Origin of the sequence: Streptomyces sp. NBC_00190, from assembly GCF_036203305.1 — a bacterium.
Classification (GTDB): Bacteria; Actinomycetota; Actinomycetes; order Streptomycetales; family Streptomycetaceae; genus Streptomyces.
The window spans coordinates 6,908,694-6,926,870 of sequence record NZ_CP108131.1; the positions used below are offsets into that span (position 1 = coordinate 6,908,694).

Genomic DNA, 18,177 nt, shown 5'->3' on the forward strand with positions numbered 1-18,177 from the left:
CCCCGCCCCCGCCCCCGGCACCACCCGTGACCACGTCCCTGACGTCGCCCCCACCCCATCCGGTCGGCAGAGAGCAGAGCAGACCATGCAGCAGTTCGCCTTTCCCGCCACGTCGGCCCAGCGCCGGATCTGGCTGGTGGAGCGGCTGATCCCCGGCACCAGCGCCTACCACCTGCCGTTCGCCCTGCATCTGGACGGCCCGCTCGACACCGCCGCGCTGGAGGCCGCGCTGACCGCGCTGGTCCACCGGCACGAGTCGCTGCGCACCTGCTTCGAGCAGGCGGACGGCGAGCTGGTGCAACTCGTCGGCGAACCGGCGCCGTTCGCGCTGGAGACCCGCGAGACCACGGACGCCGAGCTGGAGGCCGTCCTAGCCGCCGACGCCACACGCCCCTTCGACCTCACCCGCGGCCCGCTGCTGCGCGCGGTCCTGCACCGGCTGGCGCCGCAGCGCCACGTACTCGCGGTCACCGCACACCACCTGGTCGCCGACATGTGGTCGATCGGCATCCTGCTGGCCGAGCTGGCGCAGTGCTATGCCGGACGCTCACACGAACTGCCCGAACTGCCCATCCAGTACGGCGACTTCGCGGTCTGGGAGGGTGAGTGCCAGGCCGCCGACGACGGGACGGGCCGCGCGTACTGGCACCGGGCGCTGGCCGGTGCGCCCGAGCTGCTGGAGCTGCCCTGCGACCGGCCGCGCCCGGCCGTGCAGTCGCTGCGCGGGGCCGCGCTGCCGGTGGAACTCCCGGCGGAGCTGTCGGCCGGGGTCCGGGCGCTGTGCCGCCGGGCCGGGGTCACCCCGTTCATGGCGCTGCTGGCCGCCTTCCAGGCGGTGCTGGCCCGGCACAGTCGCGGCGAGGACATCGTGGTCGGGACCGGCGCGGCGGTGCGCCCGTCCGAGGCCGAGGCGCTGATCGGCTGCTTCATCAACATCCTGCCGGTGCGCACCTCGCTGGCCGGTGACCCGACCTTCGACGAGCTGCTCGGCCGGGTCCGCTCGGCCTCGCTGGCCGCGTTCGAGCACCAGGACCTGCCGTTCGAGCGGATGCTCCCGGAGCGGGCGGCGGGCCCGGCACTCAGCCACAACCCGCTGGTCCAGTCGCTGCTGCTGGTGCAGAACGCGCCGCTGGCCGCACCCGAGCTGCCCGGCCTGGACGTGACCGTGCGGGAGGTGCCGCGCGGCGGTGCGCAGATCGACCTCAACCTCCAGATACGCGAAGTGGAGGGCGTGTTCACCGGCACCGTCGAGTACGCGAGCGACCTGTTCGACGCGGCCACGGTCGAGCGGTTGCTCGGCCACTGGTACACCCTGCTGGCCGCCGCCGTCGCCGCCCCCGGCACCCGGCTGTCGGCACTGCCGATGCTCACCGGCGCCGAGCGGCGGCGGGCCCTGGTGGAGTGGAACGACACGGCCCACGCGTACCCGGGGGCCGGGGCCTGCCTGCACGAACTCTTCGAGGAGCAGCTGTCGAAGCGCCCGCAGGCACCTGCCGTCGTCGGCCCCGCCGGCGAGCTGAGCTACGCGGAGCTCGACGCGCTCGCCGAGCGGATCGCCGGACGGCTGACCGAGCTGGGCGTGGGCCCGGACACCACCGTCGGCCTCTGCCTGGCCAAGGGCCCGGCGCTGGTCGCCGCCGTGCTCGGCGTGCTCAAGGCGGGCGGCGCCTACCTGCCGCTGGACCCGGCCTACCCGGCGCAGCGGCTGGCCTTCATGCTCCAGGACGCGGCGCCGCCGGTGGTCCTCACCGAGCGGGCCCTGGCCGGGCTGCTGCCGGCCGTCGGGGCCGAGCTGCTGGAGGTGGAGGACGCCGGGCACTGGCCCGCCGTCCGGCGGCGCCCGGCCGGGCTGGGCCCGGACCACCTGGCGTACGTCATCTACACCTCGGGCTCCACCGGAACACCCAAGGGGATCGCCGTCCCGCACCGGGGCGTCGTCAACAACCTGCTGGACCTGGGCGGCACCTACGGCATCGAGCCCGGCGACCGGGTGCTCGGCCTGTCGTCCCCCAGCTTCGACATGTTCGTCTACGAGACGCTCGGCATCCTGGCGGCGGGCGGCGCGGTGGTCATGCCGCACCCGGACCGGGCCCGCGACCCGCACCACTGGGTGGACCTGGTGCGCCGCCACAAGGTGACGGTGTGGAACTCGGCCCCGGCCCTGGCCGACGCCTTCGTCCGGGCGGGGGAGGAGCGGGGAGTCCGGCTGCCCCGGCTCAAGGCGGCCTTCCTCGGCGGCGACTGGATCCCCGTCGCCCTGCCCGGGCGCTTTCGCCGCCTCGCGCCGGAACTGGCCTTCATCGCGCTCGGCGGCGCCACCGAGGCGTCCATCCACTCGATCACCTATCCGGTCGCACAGGCCGACCCGGCCTGGACGAGCATCCCGTACGGCCGCCCGATGGTGAACCAGCAGGCCGTCGTGCTGACCCCCGCGCTGGAACCGGCCCCGGTCGGGGTACCGGGCGAACTCTGCCTGGCCGGAACCGGGCTGACCCGCGGCTACCTGCGCCGCCCGGGCCTGACCGCGGACCGCTACCGCCCGCACCCGGGCGCCGGCACCGGCCCGGTACCGGCCGGGGCGCGGCTGTACCGCACCGGCGACCTGGCCCGCACCCGAGCCGACGGGGTGATCGAACTCATCGGGCGGCTGGACCACCAGGTCAAACTGCGCGGCCTGCGGATCGAGCTGGACGAGGTCGAGGCCGTGCTGCGCCGCCTGCCGGGCATCGAACGGGCCGTGGTCACCGCCCGCGGCAGCGGGGACGACCGGTTCCTGGTCGGCTACCTCGTGCTCGCCGAGGATGCCGGGGCGGTCCCGTCCGTCGCCGAGCTGCGCGCCCTGCTCAAGACGGACCTGCCCGAGTACATGGTCCCGGCGGCCTTCGTGACGCTGGACGCGCTGCCGCTGTCGCCCAACGGCAAGGTGGACCGCGGCGCGCTGCCCGAGCCCGACGGACGGGCCGACCGGGACGCCGCCGCGTACGTGGCCCCCCGTGACGACACCGAGCTGGTGCTCGCCGCGCTCTGGGCCGAGCTGCTGGAGACCGACCGGGTCGGCGCCGAGGACGACTTCTTCGCACTGGGCGGGCACTCGCTGCTCGCCACCCGGCTCGCCTCGGCGCTGCTGGAGACCTTCGGCGTCGAACTGCCGCTGCGCGAGCTGTTCGAGGCGCCCACCCTCGCCGAGCAGGCGGTGCGGCTGGCCGCCCGGGGCCGCGAGACGGGCACCGACGTCGCGGCCGTGGCGCGCATCGCGGCCGGACTGCTGGAGATGACCGACGAGGAGGCCCACGGGCTGCTCGCCGAACACGAGGAGAGCAACGCATGAGCACCACCACCACGACCACGAGCACCGGGGTCCTGGCCGACTACGCGGGCCTCGGAGCGCAGCGCCTCGCCGCCGCCGATCCGCTGCTTTCCGGCCTGCTGGAGCGCGAACACGCCCGGCAGAACGAGACCCTGGCGATGGTGGCCGCCTCCAGCAGCGCCGACCCCTCGGTCCTGGCCTGCACCGGAGCGACCATCTCCAACGTGACCACCGAGGGCTACCCCGGCGCCCGGTACCACGCGGGCTGCGAGCTGGTCGACGAGGTTGAACGGCTGGCGGTGGCACGGGCCCGGTCGCTGTTCGGCGCCCAGTACGCCAACGTACAGCCGCACTCGGGCAGCACCGCCAACCAGATCGTGCTGTGCACCCTGATGAAGCCGGGCGACACCCTGCTCGGCATGGAGCTGAGCGCGGGCGGGCACCTCACCCACGGCTCCGCGGCCTCGATATCGGGCCGGTTCTTCCACGCGGTCGGCTACGGCACCGACGCCGACGGCATGCTGGACTACGAGCAGGTCGCCGAACTGGCCCGGGAGCACCGGCCCAAGGTGATCGTCTGCGGCGCCAGCGCCTACCCGCGCACCGTGGACTTCCCCCGGTTCCGGCGGATCGCCGACGAGGTCGGCGCCTTCCTGCTCGCCGACATCTCGCACATCGCCGGCCTGGTCGCGGCGGGACTGCACCCCAGCCCGGTGGACCACGCGCACGCCACCACCACGAGCACCTACAAGCAGTTGTACGGGCCGCGCGGCGGCCTGATCCTGCTCGGCCGGGACGCCGACCTGCCGCTGCCCGGCACCCGGCGCACCCTGGCCCAGGCGATCGCGCACGGCACCTTCCCCTTCCTCCAGGGAACCCCGGACCTGGGCGCGGTCGCGGCCAAGGCGCGCGCCTTCGACATCGCCGCCCAGCCGGAGTTCCGCGCACTGGCCCAGCGCGTGGTGTCCGACGCCCGGGAACTCAGCGACGCCTTCACGGGACTGGGCCACACCCTGGTCACCGGCGGTACCGACAACCACATGGTGCTGCTGGACCTCGGTCCCCGCGGACTGACCGGCGCGATCGCCGAATCCGCGCTGGCCGACTGCGGGATCGTGGTCAACCGCAACCGGATACCGGACGACCCGTACGGCCCCCGGGTCACCAGCGGCATCCGGTTCGGCACCAACACGCTCGCGCTGCGCGCCATGGGACCGGCCGAGATGCGCCGCTGCGCCGCGCTGATCGACCGGGTGCTCACCGCCGTGGTGCCCCGCGGCGAGCGCGAGTTCACCCTCGATCCCGCTGTACGCGCCGAGGTGCGCGGCGAAGTCACCCGGCTCTGCCGGGAGTTCCCGCTGCCGCACCACCTGCCGGCCTGACCCACTCCACGCCACCGACCCACCCGGGATCACCCAATGAGCCAGTCACCCCAGCGCACCGCGCTCTCCTCCGACAAGCGCCGCCTGCTCGCCAAGCTGCTCCAGCAGCAGGGCCTCGCCCGCACCGGCGCCGCCGACCTGATCGCCCGCCGCCCCGAAGGGGCCCGGCTGCCGCTGTCCTTCGCCCAGCAGCGCCTCTGGTTCGTCGAGCAGTTCGCCGGTCCGAGTCCGCTCTACAGCATCGCCTGCACCGTCCGGCTGACCGGACGGCTGGACGCCGCCGCGCTCGAAGGGGCCCTGGGCCGGGTGGTGGCCCGGCACGAGGCGCTGCGCACCACCTTCCGCGTCGAGGACGGCCGCCCCGAGCAGGTCGTGCGCGCCGCGGCCGAGGTCGCGCTGCCGCTCACCGACCTGTCCGCCCTGGCCGACGGCGCCCGGCAGGCCGCGCTCGCCGAGCTGACCGAACGGGAGAGCCGCCGCCCGTTCGACCTGGGCGCCGGACCGCTGCTGCGCGGCAGCCTGGTCAGGCTGGCCGACGAGGAGCACCTGCTGCTGCTCGCCATCCACCACATCGTGGCGGACGGCTGGTCACTGGACATCCTGGTGCGCGAACTGGCCCACCACTACCGCCCCGACGCGGCCGAACTCCCCGAACTCCCCGAACTGCCCGTCCAGTACGCCGACTTCGCCCTCTGGCAGCACGAGCGGGTGTCCGGCGAAGTGCTGGACCGCCAACTGGCGCACTGGCGCGAGCGGCTGGCGGGCGCGCCGAGCACCGTGGACCTGCCCACCGACCGGCCGCGCACCGCCCGGCAGAGCTTCGCCGGCGCCAGCTTCCCGTGGCGGCTGGACGGTGACCTGGCCACCCGGCTGACCGCGCTGGCCCGCGAGCACGACGCCACCCTGTACATGGCCCTGCTGGCCGGTTTCACGGCCGTGGCGCACCGCTGGAGCGGGCAGGAGGACCTGGTGGTCGGCTCGCCTGTCGCCAACCGCAACCACCCGCAGACCGAAGGCCTGATCGGCTTCTTCGTCAACATGCTGCCGCTGCGCGCCGACCTCTCCGGCAACCCGACCTTCCGCGAACTGATGGACCGCGTCAGGGAGTCCGCGCTCGCCGCGTACGCCCACCAGGACGTGCCGTTCGAGCGGATCGTCGAGGAGGCCCGCCCGGACCGCGACGCGGGCGGGCGCACCCCCTTCGCCAACCTGCTGCTGGTCCTCCAGAACACCCCGGAGACCCGGATCGAGCTGCCCGGGCTGCGGATGGACGTGGCCGCGGTGGACACCGGCACCGCCAAGTTCGACCTGCACCTCCAGGTCACCGAGACCCCGCAGGGCCTGACCGGCCTGGCCGACTACAGCACCGAGCTGTACGAGGAGCGCACCGTACGCCGGTTCATCGACCAGTGGCTGTGCCTGCTGGCCGCCGCGGTCGCCGACCCGGACACCCGGCTGGACGCGCTGCCGCTGCTGACCGGGGCCGAGCGCCGCGCCGAACTGGTGGCCGGTGCCGCCCGGCATGCCGTCGGAGCGGGGTCGCGCAGCCTGCCGGCGGCCTTCGCCGAACAGGTCCGGCTGCGGCCCGACGCGATCGCGGTCGGTTGCGGTGCGCAGCGCCTGAGCTACGCCGAGCTGGACCGCCGCTCGGACGCGCTGGCCCGGCGGCTGCGCGAGCTGGGGGTGGGCCCGGAGACCAGGGTGGCTATCTGCGTGGAGCCCTCGGTGCGGCTGGTCACCGGGATCCTGGGCATCCTCAAGAGTGGTGGCGCGTACGTCCCGCTCGACCCGCGTCACCCGGCCGAGCGGCTGGCCTTCACCCTCGCCGACTCCGGCGCGGTGGCCCTGGTCGCCGACCCGGAACACGCCGCGCTCGCCGACGGGATCGCGGTCCTGGACGTCGACCAGCAGCCGTCCGCGCAGCCGCTGGCACCGGCCCCGCTGGGCCCGGACCACCTCGCGTACGTGATCTACACCTCCGGCACCACCGGGCGCCCCAAGGGCGCGCTGCTCACCCACGCCAACGTGCTGCGGCTGTTCGACGCGGCCGCCGCGGACGTGTCCTTCGGCCCGGACGACGTCTGGTCGCTCTACCACTCGGCCGCCTTCGACTTCTCGGTCTGGGAGATCTGGGGCGCACTGCTGCACGGCGGCCGGATCGCCGTGGTGCCGCAGGATGCCCGGCGCACCCCCGCCGCCTGCCACGCGCTGGTGCGCGCCGAAGGCGTCACCGTGTTCAGCCAGACGCCCACCGCGTTCCGCCAGTTCGCCGACGCCGACGCCGACGCGGCGCCCGACGAGCCGCAGGCCCGTCCGCTCGCGCTGCGGCACGTGGTGTTCGGCGGTGAGGCCCTGGAGCCGGGCACGCTGCGCGACTGGGCCGCCCGGCACCCCGACGGCCCGCGCCTGGTGAACATGTACGGCATCACCGAGACCACCGTGCACGTCACCGCGCACACGCTCGGCCCCGCCGACCTGACCGCCTCCGGCAGCGTGATCGGCCGCCCGCTCGCCGACCTGGCGGTGCACCTGCTCGACAGGCGCGGCGAACCGGTGCCGCCCGGGGTCCCCGGCGAGGTGTGCGTCGGCGGACCGGGCCTGGCCCGCGGCTACCTGGGCCGCCCCGGCCTGACCGCCGAACGCTTCGTGCCCTCCCCGCTCGGCGACGGCGAGCGGCTGTACCGCAGCGGCGACCTGGCCCGGCGGCTGCCCGACGGCACGCTGGAGTACCTGGGCCGCATCGACCAGCAGGTCAAGGTCCGCGGGCACCGGGTCGAGCTCGGCGAGATCGAGGCGGAGCTGGGCGCCCACCCGGGCGTACGGCATGCGGCCGTGCTGCCCCGAGAGGCCCCCGACGGCGGCACCGGGCTGGTCGCCTACCTGGTCCCCGACCAGGAGACCGGACAGCAGGGGGCGCAGGGCCCGCGCCGCGCGGCCGACGCCGAGCAGGTCGACCGGTGGCGCACCGTCTTCGACACCGCCTACGACCAGTACGAGCAGGTCGGCGGCGCCGATCCCACCTTCAACATCCGGGGCTGGAGCAGCAGTTACACCGGTGAGCCGATCCCCGCCGAGGAGATGCGGCGCTGGGTCGAGGACACCGTCGCCCTGGTCCGCCGCACCGGCCCGCGCCGGGTCCTGGAGATCGGCAGCGGGACCGGCCTGCTCCTCTTCCGGCTGGCCGACGCGTGCGAGCAGTACACCGGCCTCGACCTGTCCGATACCGCCGTCGACCACGTGCGCCGCCACCTCCCGGCGGACTGGGAGCACGTACGCCTGCTGCGCCGGGCCGGACACGAGGTGGACGACCTGGCGGCCGAGGGATTCGACACCGTGATCGTCAACTCGGTGGCGCAGTACCTGCCGAGCGCCGCCTACCTGGTCGAGGTGCTCACCAAGGCCGCCGCCGTGCTCGCCCCGGGCGGGCGCATCGTGGTCGGCGACGTACGCCACCTGGCCCTGCTCGACGCCTTCCAGGTCTCGGTGCTCCAGCCGGGCCTGCCCGCCGGGGCGGGCGACGCGGAACTGGCCCGCCAGGTCCGCCTCGCCGTACGGCAGGAGGACGAACTGCTGCTGGACCCGCGCTTCTTCCAGGCGCTGCGCCAGGAGATCCCGCGGATCGGCCGCGTCGAGGTGCTGCTCAAGCCCGGCCGCGACCCCAACGAGATGACCCGATACCGCTACGACGTGGTGCTCCACCTGGACACCGCACCCGCCCCCGACGCCCCCGTGCGCACCGTGCCGTGGACCGGCGGCGACCCGCGGACCCTGCTGGACGGCTCCCCGCTGGTGGTCACCGGCATCCCCAACGCCCGGGTGCACGCCGACGCCCGCACCGCCGCCCGGCTCGCCGCCACGGCCCCGGGCACGGATCCGGCCGACGGCACCGGCGAGGACCCCGCCGCCCTCGACCCGCAGGAACTGCGCGAGCTCGCCGACGCGCTCGGCCTCGCCGTCGAGCTCAGCTGGGCGGACGGCGACCCGCTCGGCCGCTTCGACGCCGCCTTCCGCCCGGCCGGAACCGACCCGGTGACGGCGCTGCCGCCCGCCGGGGACAGCGCGGGCCTGTCGTGGCCGCACTGGGCCAACGACCCGCACCAAGGCCGCGCCGCCCGCGGCCTCGTGCCCCGGCTCCGCACCCATCTGCGGGAACGGCTGCCGGAGTACATGGTCCCGGAGGCCTTCGTCACGCTGGACGCGCTCCCGCTGACCGCCAACGGCAAGCTCGACCGGGCCGCACTGCCCGCACCGGACTGGTCCACCGGTTCCACCGCCCTCCTCGCCCCGCGCGACGAGACCGAGCGGGCCCTCGCCGAGATCTGGAGCACCGTCCTGGGCGTGGCCCGGATCGGCCTGGCCGACGACTTCTTCGACCTCGGCGGGCACTCGCTGCTCGCCGTCCAGGTGACCGCCGCCGTGCGCGAGGCCCTGGGCCGCGAGCTGACGGTGCGGGCGCTGTTCGAGGCACCGGTCCTGGGCGAGTACGCCGAGACGGTGCGTCGCGCCCCGGCCGCCGAAGCACCGGCCGCGTCGGCCGGGCCGGTGCGCGAGGTCGTACCGGCCGCCGACGCCGGGTTCGACGACCTGTCCGCCGAGGAACTGGCCGCGTTGATGGGCACGGAGCTGTGAGCGCCGCCGCGAGCGAACCGAGCGCCGCCACCCCCACCCCCGACCGCGCCCCCGTGAAGGAGCACCCCGTGGCCACCACCCCCCGTACCGTCGAGGTGCTGCCGACCTCGGCCGCCCAGCGCCGGTTCTGGCTGATCGACCGGCTGGAAGGCCCCAGCGGCGTCTACAACACCGCTGCCGCGCTGCGGCTGCGCGGACCGTTGGCCACCGAGCACCTGCACCGGGCGTTCCAGCAACTGGTCGACCGGCATGAGGCCCTGCGCACCGTGTTCCCGGCCCGCGACGGCGCCCCGGTCCAGCTGGTGTTGCCGCGACGCGCCTTCGAGCTGGGCCTGACCGAGGCCGCCGGGTCCGGCGAGGAGGAAGTCCGCGCACTGGCCGGCCGGCTCGCCGAGCAGCCGTTCGACCTGGCCAAGGGCCCGCTGATGCGGGCCGAACTGATCGTGCTCGGGCCGCGGGAGCACCTGCTCGTCGTGGTCCTGCACCACATCGTGGTGGACCGCTGGTCCTTCGGCCTGCTGATGTCCGAACTCTCCGAGTGCTACGCCGCCCTGGCCGAACAGCGGCCGGTACGGCTGCCCGAGCTTCCGGTGCGCTACGCCGACCACGTGGCGGGCCGGCAGGCCCTGCTGGACGGCGGGCTCGGCGAGCGGCTGCTCGATTACTGGCGCGGCCAACTGGCCGGTGCGCCCGAGGCGTTGGAACTGCCCGGCGACCGTCCCCGGCCGCCGGTGCGCAGCTTCCGCGGCGCGAGCGTGCCGGTGAGGCTGGACGCGGCCGCCTCGCAGGCGGTGCGGGACCTGTGCAGGACCGCGGGGGCGACTCCGTTCATGGTGCTGCTGGCCGCCTTCCAAGCGGTGCTGGCCCGGCACGCGGGCACCGAGGACGTGGTGGTGGCGACCGGGCCCGCCACCCGGGCCCCGGGCGCCGAGCTGCTGGTCGGCTCCCTGGTCAACACGGTGCTGCTGCGCACCTCGCTGGCCGGTGATCCCACCTTCGCCGAGCTCGTCGAACGGGTACGGGGCACCGCACTGGACGCCTTCGACCGCCAGGAGCTGCCCTTCGACCGGCTGGTCGAGGAGCTGGCGCCCAGCCGCGACCTGTCGCGCAACCCGCTGGCCCAGATCGGCTTCGTGCTCCAGAACGCGCCCGCCACCACCCCCGCCCTGACCGGCCTGGCCGTCGAGCCGGTGTCCGTGGCCCGGGACAGCGCGCACCTGGACCTCGACCTGCAACTGGCGGAGGAGGACGGCTGTTTCACCGGGTTCGCGGAGTTCGCCCTCGACCTGTTCGACGCCCCGACGGTGGCCCGGCTGCTCGGCCACTGGACCACCCTGCTGAGCGCCGCCGTCCGCGCACCCGGCACCCGGCTGTCCGCACTGCCGATGCTCACCGCGGCCGAGCTGGAGCGGGAGCTGCACGGCTGGAACGACACCGACGGCGAGTTCCCCGCCGGACAGCGGGTGGACCAGCTGTTCGCCCGCCAGGCGGCCCGGACCCCCGAAGCGGCCGCCGTGATCGACGCGTCCGGCACCCTGGACTACCGGTCCCTGGACGCCTGGGCCGCACGGATCGCCCACCGGCTTCGGCGGGCCGGCGTCGGGCCGGACGTGCCGGTGGCGCTGTGCCTGGAGCGCGGGGCCGGACTCAGCGCCGCCATGCTCGGCACGCTGCGCGCCGGCGGCGCCTTCCTCGGGCTGGACCCGTCCTATCCGGCCGACCGGCTGGCCTTCATGCTCGCCGACGCGGGCCCGGCCGTGGTGCTGGCCGACCGGTCCACCGCGGGTGCGCTCCCGCCCGGCACCGAGCCGCTGCTGCTGGAGGAGATCCCCGCCGACGGACCCGAGTTCGGCCGTACCGACAGCGAGTTCGGCCGTACCGGAGGCGGAGCGACGGGAGCGGGCGAGACCAACCTGGCGTACCTGGTGTACACCTCCGGCTCCACCGGGCGCCCCAAGGGCGTCGCCGTGACCCACCGCGCCATCGTCAACACCTTCGCGGGACTGGCCCGTTCGCACGGCTTCGGCCCCGGCGACCGGATGATCGCGCTGCACTCGCCGAGCTTCGACCCGGCCGTGCACGACTGCCTGGCCCCGCTGGTGGCCGGAGGCACCGTCGTCTTCCCCGCGCAGGACACCGTCCGCGACCCGCGGCACTGGGCCGAGCTGGTCGCGCACCACCGGGTGACCGTGTGGTCGATGGGGCCGGCCGGTACCGAGGCGATGCTGGCCGCCGCCGAGGAACACGGCCTGGCCCTGGACAGCCTGCGCACCGCGATGATCGGCGGCGACGTCCTGCCGCCCGCGCTGCCGCCGCGGCTGCGGGCCGTCGCCCCCGGCTGCCGGGTGGTCAACTCGGCCGGTGTGGCCGAGGCCGCCTTCTGCAACAACGAGTACCTGGTCCCCGAGGACGCCGGGCCGGGCCCGGTGCCCTACGGCCGCCCGCTGCTCAACCAGCGCCTGCTGGTGCTGGACGGACTGCTGCGCGCGGTACCGGCCGGGGTCCCCGGCGAACTGTGCGTGGCGGGCGAGGGCCTGGCCCGCGGCTACCTGGGCCGCCCCGGCCTGACCGCCGAGCGCTTCGTACCGCACCCGTACGGCCGGGTGCCGGGGGAGCGCCTCTACCGCACGGGCGACCTGGCCCGCCGCCGGGCCGACGGCGAACTGGAGCTGCTCGGCCGGGCCGACAACCAGGTCAAGATCCGCGGCTTCCGGGTCGAGCCGGGCGAGGTGACCGGCGTCCTGCTCGGCCACCCGGCCGTGGCCGACGCGGTCGTGGTGGCCCGCGAGGCCGCCCCCGGCGACCGGCGCCTGGCCGCCTACTGGGTGCCCGCGGCCCGCCCGGACGGCGCCCCGGTGTCCGACGCCGAGCTGGCCGCCTGGCTGCGCGAGCGGCTCCCCGGCCATATGGTCCCCGCGCTGTGGACCGAGCTGGCGGCCCTGCCGCTCTCGCCCAACGGCAAGGTGGACCGGGCCGCGCTGCCCGAACCGGCCGCGGCGGCCGACACCGCGGACCGCCTCGCCCCCCGCACCGCCGACGAGGCCGCCGTCGCCACGATCTGGCAGCGGCTGCTGGAGCTGCCCGAGGTCGGTGTGCTGGACGACTTCTTCGACCTCGGCGGCCACTCGCTGCTCGCCAACCGGCTGGTCAGCGCGCTGCGCGCGGAGTTCGGCGTGGAAGTGCGGCTGCGCGAGGTGTTCGCCGCGACCACGGTGGCCGCGCAGGCCGGGCTGGTCGGGCGACTGCGCTCGGCCGAGGGTGCGGCGCCCGCCGCCCCGCTGCCGCCGGTCACACCCGCGGACCGCTCCCGCCCCCTGCCGCTCTCCTTCGCCCAGCAGCGGATGTGGCTCTTCGACCGCTTCGCCCCCGGCAACCCGGCCTACCACGTGCCCACCGCGGTACGGATCGGCGGCGACCTGGACCCGGTGGCGCTGGCCGCCGCGCTGCGCGCGCTGATGGCCCGGCACGAGGTGCTGCGCACGGTGGTGCCGGAGACGGACGGCGCCCCGACGCAGCGCGTCCTGCCGGTCGGCGAGGCCCCGCTGACCGTCCGCGAACTCGCCGTCGGCGAGCGGGCCGAGGACCTGGTCGACGCGTTCGTCACCCGTCCCTTCGACCTGGCGGCCGAGGCGCCGCTGCGCGCCCTGCTCCTGCGGATCGCCCCGGCCGAGCACCTGCTGGTACTGGTGATCCACCACATCGCGCTCGACGGCTGGTCGATGGGCGTACTGGTCGAGGACCTGGCCGCGCTCTACGACGGCCACGACCTGCCGCCGCTGCCCGTGCAGTACGCCGACTACGCCCGGTGGCAGGCCGACCGGGCCGCCGAGGGCCGCTGGACCGAGCAGCTGGAGCACTGGCGCGGGCGGCTGGCCGGACCGCTGCCGGTACTGGAACTGCCCACCGACCGGCCCCGCCCGGCCACCCCGAGCCTGGCCGGTGCGGTCCACGAGTTCACCCTGTCCGCGGAGCTGACGCAGCGGCTGCGCTCCCTCGGCACCCGGCACGGCGCCACCCTGTTCATGGTGCTGCTCGCCGGCTACCAGACGCTGCTGGGACGGCTCTCGGGCGCTGAGGACGTGCTCGTCGGCACCCCCGTCGCGGGCCGCGGCCAGCGTGAACTGGACGGCCTGGTGGGCTGCTTCGTCAACACCCTCGCTCTGCGCGGCGACCTGTCCGGTGACCCCGCCTTCGCCGAGCTGCTGGAGCGCACCCGCGACCGCGCGCTCGCCGACTTCGACTGCCAGGAAGTGCCGTTCGAGCAGGTGCTGGACGCCATCGGGGCCGAGCGCGACCCCGCCCGGCACCCGGTGTTCCAGACCATGCTGACCCTGCAGAGCGCCCGCCCGCCCCGGGCGGGATTCGACGGCCTGGACGTCGAGCCGGTGGACGCGCAGACCGGCTCCTGCCTGATGGACCTGATGTTCACCGCCGCCGAGCAGGACGGATGCCTGGCCTTCACGGTGGAGTACGCGACGGACCTGTTCGACGCGCAGAGCATCGCCCGCCTGGCGCACCGCTTCGGCGTACTGCTGGAGGCCGCGGCCGACGCGCCGCGCACCGCCCTGTCCCGGCTTCCGCTGCTGGACGCCGAGGAGCGCCGTACCGCGCTCACCGACTGGAACGCCACCGCCCGCCCCCTCCCGTCCGGCGGCCTGCACGACCTGGTGGCGGCGGCAGCGGCCCGCACCCCCGGCGCCCCGGCGCTGGAGCACGAGGGCCGCACGACCAGCTACGCCGAACTGGAGGCCGCCGCCGAGCGGTGCGCCGCCCGGCTGCGCGCGCTGGGCGTCGGCGGGCAGAGCGTGGTCGCGGTGCACGCGGCCCCGACGCCGCAGCTGGTCACCGCCCTGCTCGGGGTGCTGAAGGCGGGCGCGGCGTTCACCACGCTCGACCCGGCGCTGCCCGAACAGCGGCTGCGCCTGCTGCTGGAACTGTCCGGCGCACGGCTGGTGCTCACCGACGGCAGCGAGTCCGGCGGGCTCCTGGACGGGGTCCAGGTGGCCCCGATCGAGGCGGCGGCCGCGCCGGACGGGACCGCCCCGGCGACCGGCACCGAGACCGCACCGGACGCGCTGGCCTGCGTCTTCTTCACGTCCGGCACCACCGGTTCCCCCAAGGGCTCGATGTTCACCCACCGGGGCCTGGTCAACTTCACCCTCGCGATGGCCGAGGAATTCCGGCTGGCTCCCGGCGACCGCTTCCTGCAACTGGCCTCCACCGGCTTCGACGTACTGCTGGAGGAGCTGTTCCCGGCCCTGGCCACCGGTGCCACCGTCGTGCTGCCCGGTGCCCGGCTGCTGGCCGGCGGCGTCGACCTGACCGGCTACCTGGCCGAGCACCGGATCACCGGCCTGGAACTGACCACCGCCTACTGGCACGACTGGGCCGCCGAACTGGAGCGCACCGGCGCCGCGCTCCCCGCGGACCTGCGCTTCGTGGCGATGGGCGGCGAGCGGGTGCGCCGGGACCGGCTGGCCGCCTGGCAGCGGCTCGGGGTGCCACTGGTGCACGTGTACGGGCTGACCGAGGTGACCTGCACCTCGACCACCCGGCGCGTCACCGGCGAACCGGTGGACGGCGACGGCCTGCCGATCGGCCGCCCGCTGGCCAACACCACCGTCTACCTGCTGGACCCGGCCGGAGCGCCCGTACCGATCGGCTCCCCGGGCGAGCTCCACCTGGGCGGCGCCGGGCTGGCCCGCGGCTACCTGGGCCGCCCCGGTCTGACCGCCGAACGCTTCGTCCCGGACCCGTACGGCGAACCCGGCGCCCGGCTCTACCGCACCGGCGACCTGGCGCGCCACCGGGCCGACGGCGAGGTGGAGTTCATCGGCCGCGCCGACCAGCAGGTGAAGATCCGCGGCCACCGGATCGAACCCGGCGAGGTGGAGGCGCAGCTCGCCGGGCGGCCCGAGGTCGGCGCCGCCGCGGTCGTGGTCCGCGAGGACGAGCCGGGCGAGAAGCGGCTGGTCGGCTACGTGGTGGCCGCCCCCGGCACCGAGCCGGACGTCTTCGAGCTGCGCGCCGCGCTGCGCGAGCGGCTGCCCGAGTACCTGGTGCCGTCCTCGATCGTGCTGCTGCCCGCGCTGCCGCTGAACGGCAACGGCAAGCTCGACCGCGGCGCGCTGCCCCGGCCCGGCCGGGCCGAGCTGACCGGCGGCGCGGCGGTGGCCCCGCGCACCCCCGCCGAGGCGGAGATCGCGGAGCTGGCCGGGGAACTGCTCGGCCTGCCGGCCGTGGGCGTCCACGACAACCTCTTCGACCTCGGCCTGCACTCGCTGCTGGCCGCCCGGTTCGCCGCCCGGGTGCGCGAGACCTGCCAGGTCGACGTACCCCTGCGGGTGTTCTACGAGGCGCCCACCGTGGCCGAGCTGGCCCTGCGGGTGGTGCAGCTCCAGGCCGAGGCGACCGACCCGGACGACCTGGCGCGGCTGCTCGCCGAACTGGAGGCCGAGGACGGCCTCGCCACCGCCTGAGCCCGGCCCGCACACCCATCCCGAACACGTCCAACCCCGGCCGATCCGGCCACCGGAGGAACCCATGCCCATCGCCCCGGCACTGCTGGAGGACTGGCTCCGCGAGCGGTACTTCACCACCACCTACGACATCAGCAGCAGCGGTGTCGAGAACTACACCGTCGACCAGGTCCTCGCCCTGGCCGGCACCAGCGCCGCCTCGCTCGGCGACGTCATGTTCCGCGACAGCCACTCACTGGGCGGCGAGCCGCTGCGCGCCGCGCTCGCCGAACGGCACGGCACCGACCCCGGCTCGGTGATCGCCACCCAGGGCTCCAGCGAGGCGATCTACCTGGTCATGCACGCCCTGCTGAAGCCCGGCGACGAGGTCGTGGTGCAGGCCCCCGCCTACCACGCGCTCGTCGAGGTGGCCGCCTCGCTGGGCTGCCGGATCGTCCCCTGGGCGATGCGCACCGAGCACGGCGTGGTCACCAACGAGGACGAGCTGCTGGCGCTGATCGGCCCGGACACCGCCATGGTGGTCGTCAACTTCCCGCACAACCCGACCGGCGCCACGGTGACCGAGGACCAGCAGGCCGCCGTCATCGAGACCTGCGCCCGGTACGGCACCTGGCTCGCCTGGGACAGCGCCTTCCAGCACCTGGTGTACGACCGTCCGCCGCTGCCCGACCCGACCGCCCGCTACCCCCGGGCGATCTCCTTCGGCACCCTGTCCAAGGCGTACGGCCTGCCGGGCCTGCGGGTCGGCTGGGCGCTCGCCGCGCCCGAGGTCCTGGCGGGCTGCGTGCGCCGCCGCGACTACACCAGCCTGGCCCTCTCCCCGCTCGTGGAAGCGGTGGCCACGCACGCCGTCCGGCACGCCGACGAACTGCTGCGCCCCCGGCTGGCCCAGGCCGCCGCCAACCGGGCGGTGCTCGCCGACTGGCTGGCCGCGCACCGCGACCGGGTGTCCGCCGACCTGCCGGCCGGCGGGGTCACCGCCTTCCCCGAGCTGACCACGGTGGCGGACGTGACGGCGTTCGCCGACCGGCTCGACCGCGAGCACGGCGTGCTGGTCGTACCCGGCATCTGCTTCGGCGCCCCCCGGCACATCCGGCTCGGCTTCGGCGGCGCCGCCGCAGAGCTGACCGCCGGACTCGACCGGCTCGCCGCGCTGCTGCCCGAACCCCGCTGACCCCCTCCGCAGACCCGACCACCGAGGTGATCCACCCCATGCACACCCTCACACTCGACCCCGCCGACGCCGACGCGATCGCCGCCCTGCTCGACGAACTGGCCGAGCGGCACGACAGCGTCGAGGACCAGACCCTCCAGGACGAACTGACCCTCCAGTCCCACCGGTTGCCGCTCGCGCTGCGCCGCTTCCTGACCGACTTCCGGCTGCACGAACCGGCCGGAGCCTGCGTGGTCTCCGGCTACCGCGTCGACCAGGACCGGATCGGCGCCACCCCGGCGCACTGGCAGCACCGCACCGGGGTCTCCCCGGCCCTGCGCGAGGAGATCTTCCTGCTGCTGTGCGGGGCGCTGCTCGGCGAGCCGGTCGCCTGGGCCACCCAGCAGGACGGCTACCTGGTGCACGACGTCCTGCCGGTCAAGGGCCACGAGGACGAGCAGATCGGCACCGGCAGCAACCAGACCATCTTCTGGCACGTCGAGGACGCCTTCCACCCCTACCGGGGCGACTACGTGGGCCTGCTCTGCCTGCGCAACCCGGACCGGGTGCCGACCACCTTCGTCGGAGTGCAGGACCTGGAGATCTCCGCCGAGGACCGGCGGGTACTGGCCGAGCCGCGCTTCTACATGCTGCCCGACAACTCGCACCTCCAGATGCTCGACGCCGGTCCCGGACGCCCCCTGGAGGGCGGGACCCGGCTGCTGGACGCGGCGTACGAGCGCCTGAAGCAGATGCGCGACGACGCGGCACCGGTACCGGTGCTGTTCGGCTCACCGGCCGATCCGTACCTGTGCCTGGACCCGTACTTCATGGACCTGGACCGGCTGGACCCGCAGGCCCGGGACGCCCTCCAGCGGCTCTCGGACGAGATCGACCGCCGCCTGGGCGGCGCCGCCCTGGCCTCCGGCGAGATCGTCTTCGTCGACAACTACCGCGCGGTGCACGGCCGCAGCTCCTTCGCGGCGCGCTTCGACGGCACCGACCGCTGGCTCAAGCGGGTCAACGTCGCCCGCGACCTGCGCAGGTCCCGAGACGCGCGGGCCACCGCCGCATCCCGCGTCCTGTTCTGACCAGGGCCCGTCGGCCCCGTCCGCCGCCGACAGAACTCCGCCTTCCACCCACGGCCTCAGGGCCTGTCTTTCGGATCATGCCGGGCACGGCACCGGACGCAGCGGGCTGATCCGGCCTGATCCGAAAGACAGGCCT

At 75.2% G+C, this 18,177-nt stretch carries 6 protein-coding genes; all 6 read left to right on the top strand.

Translation table 11 applies throughout. The features are described from left to right. Positions 1–85: 85 nt before the first annotated feature. The 6 genes from OG429_RS32425 (at position 86) to gntD (ending at position 18,041) form a co-directional block, all read left to right on the top strand. The gene (locus OG429_RS32425; protein ID WP_328928810.1) at positions 86–3,328 is read left to right on the top strand and encodes a non-ribosomal peptide synthetase; all 3,243 of its coding nucleotides are present in this window, start codon (positions 86–88) and stop codon (positions 3,326–3,328) included. Further along, positions 3,325–4,689: a serine hydroxymethyltransferase gene (gene glyA, locus OG429_RS32430; protein WP_328928811.1), complete on the top strand. Its 1,365-nt coding sequence runs from the start codon at positions 3,325–3,327 to the stop codon at positions 4,687–4,689. Before OG429_RS32425 ends, glyA begins: the two co-directional genes overlap by 4 nt. 36 nt (positions 4,690–4,725) lie before the next feature. Beyond that, complete coding sequence (locus OG429_RS32435) at positions 4,726–9,318, top strand: non-ribosomal peptide synthetase (RefSeq protein WP_328928812.1); 4,593 nt, start codon at positions 4,726–4,728, stop codon at positions 9,316–9,318. Continuing rightward, positions 9,315–15,797: a non-ribosomal peptide synthetase gene (locus tag OG429_RS32440; protein WP_328928813.1), complete on the top strand. Its 6,483-nt coding sequence runs from the start codon at positions 9,315–9,317 to the stop codon at positions 15,795–15,797. The genes OG429_RS32435 and OG429_RS32440 overlap by 4 nt, the downstream gene beginning before the upstream one ends. 64 nt (positions 15,798–15,861) lie before the next feature. Continuing rightward, positions 15,862–16,971 carry a capreomycidine synthase gene (gene vioD / locus OG429_RS32445; RefSeq protein WP_328928814.1) on the top strand — a complete coding sequence of 370 codons (1,110 nt, stop codon included), beginning with the start codon at positions 15,862–15,864 and terminating at the stop codon, positions 16,969–16,971. Positions 16,972–17,009: 38 nt separating this feature from the next. Then, the gene (gntD, locus tag OG429_RS32450; protein WP_328928815.1) at positions 17,010–18,041 is read left to right on the top strand and encodes a guanitoxin biosynthesis L-enduracididine beta-hydroxylase GntD; all 1,032 of its coding nucleotides are present in this window, start codon (positions 17,010–17,012) and stop codon (positions 18,039–18,041) included. Positions 18,042–18,177 lie beyond the last annotated feature (136 nt).

What these genes read in the sequence shown, in the direction of transcription:
- glyA (WP_328928811.1), top strand. Translation starts at nt 3,325, where the DNA reads ATGAGCACCACCACCACGACCACGAGCACCGGGGTCCTGGCCGACTAC.
- vioD (WP_328928814.1), top strand. Translation starts at nt 15,862, where the DNA reads ATGCCCATCGCCCCGGCACTGCTGGAGGACTGGCTCCGCGAGCGGTAC.
- OG429_RS32425 (WP_328928810.1), top strand. Translation starts at nt 86, where the DNA reads ATGCAGCAGTTCGCCTTTCCCGCCACGTCGGCCCAGCGCCGGATCTGG.
- gntD (WP_328928815.1), top strand. Translation starts at nt 17,010, where the DNA reads ATGCACACCCTCACACTCGACCCCGCCGACGCCGACGCGATCGCCGCC.
- OG429_RS32435 (WP_328928812.1), top strand. Translation starts at nt 4,726, where the DNA reads ATGAGCCAGTCACCCCAGCGCACCGCGCTCTCCTCCGACAAGCGCCGC.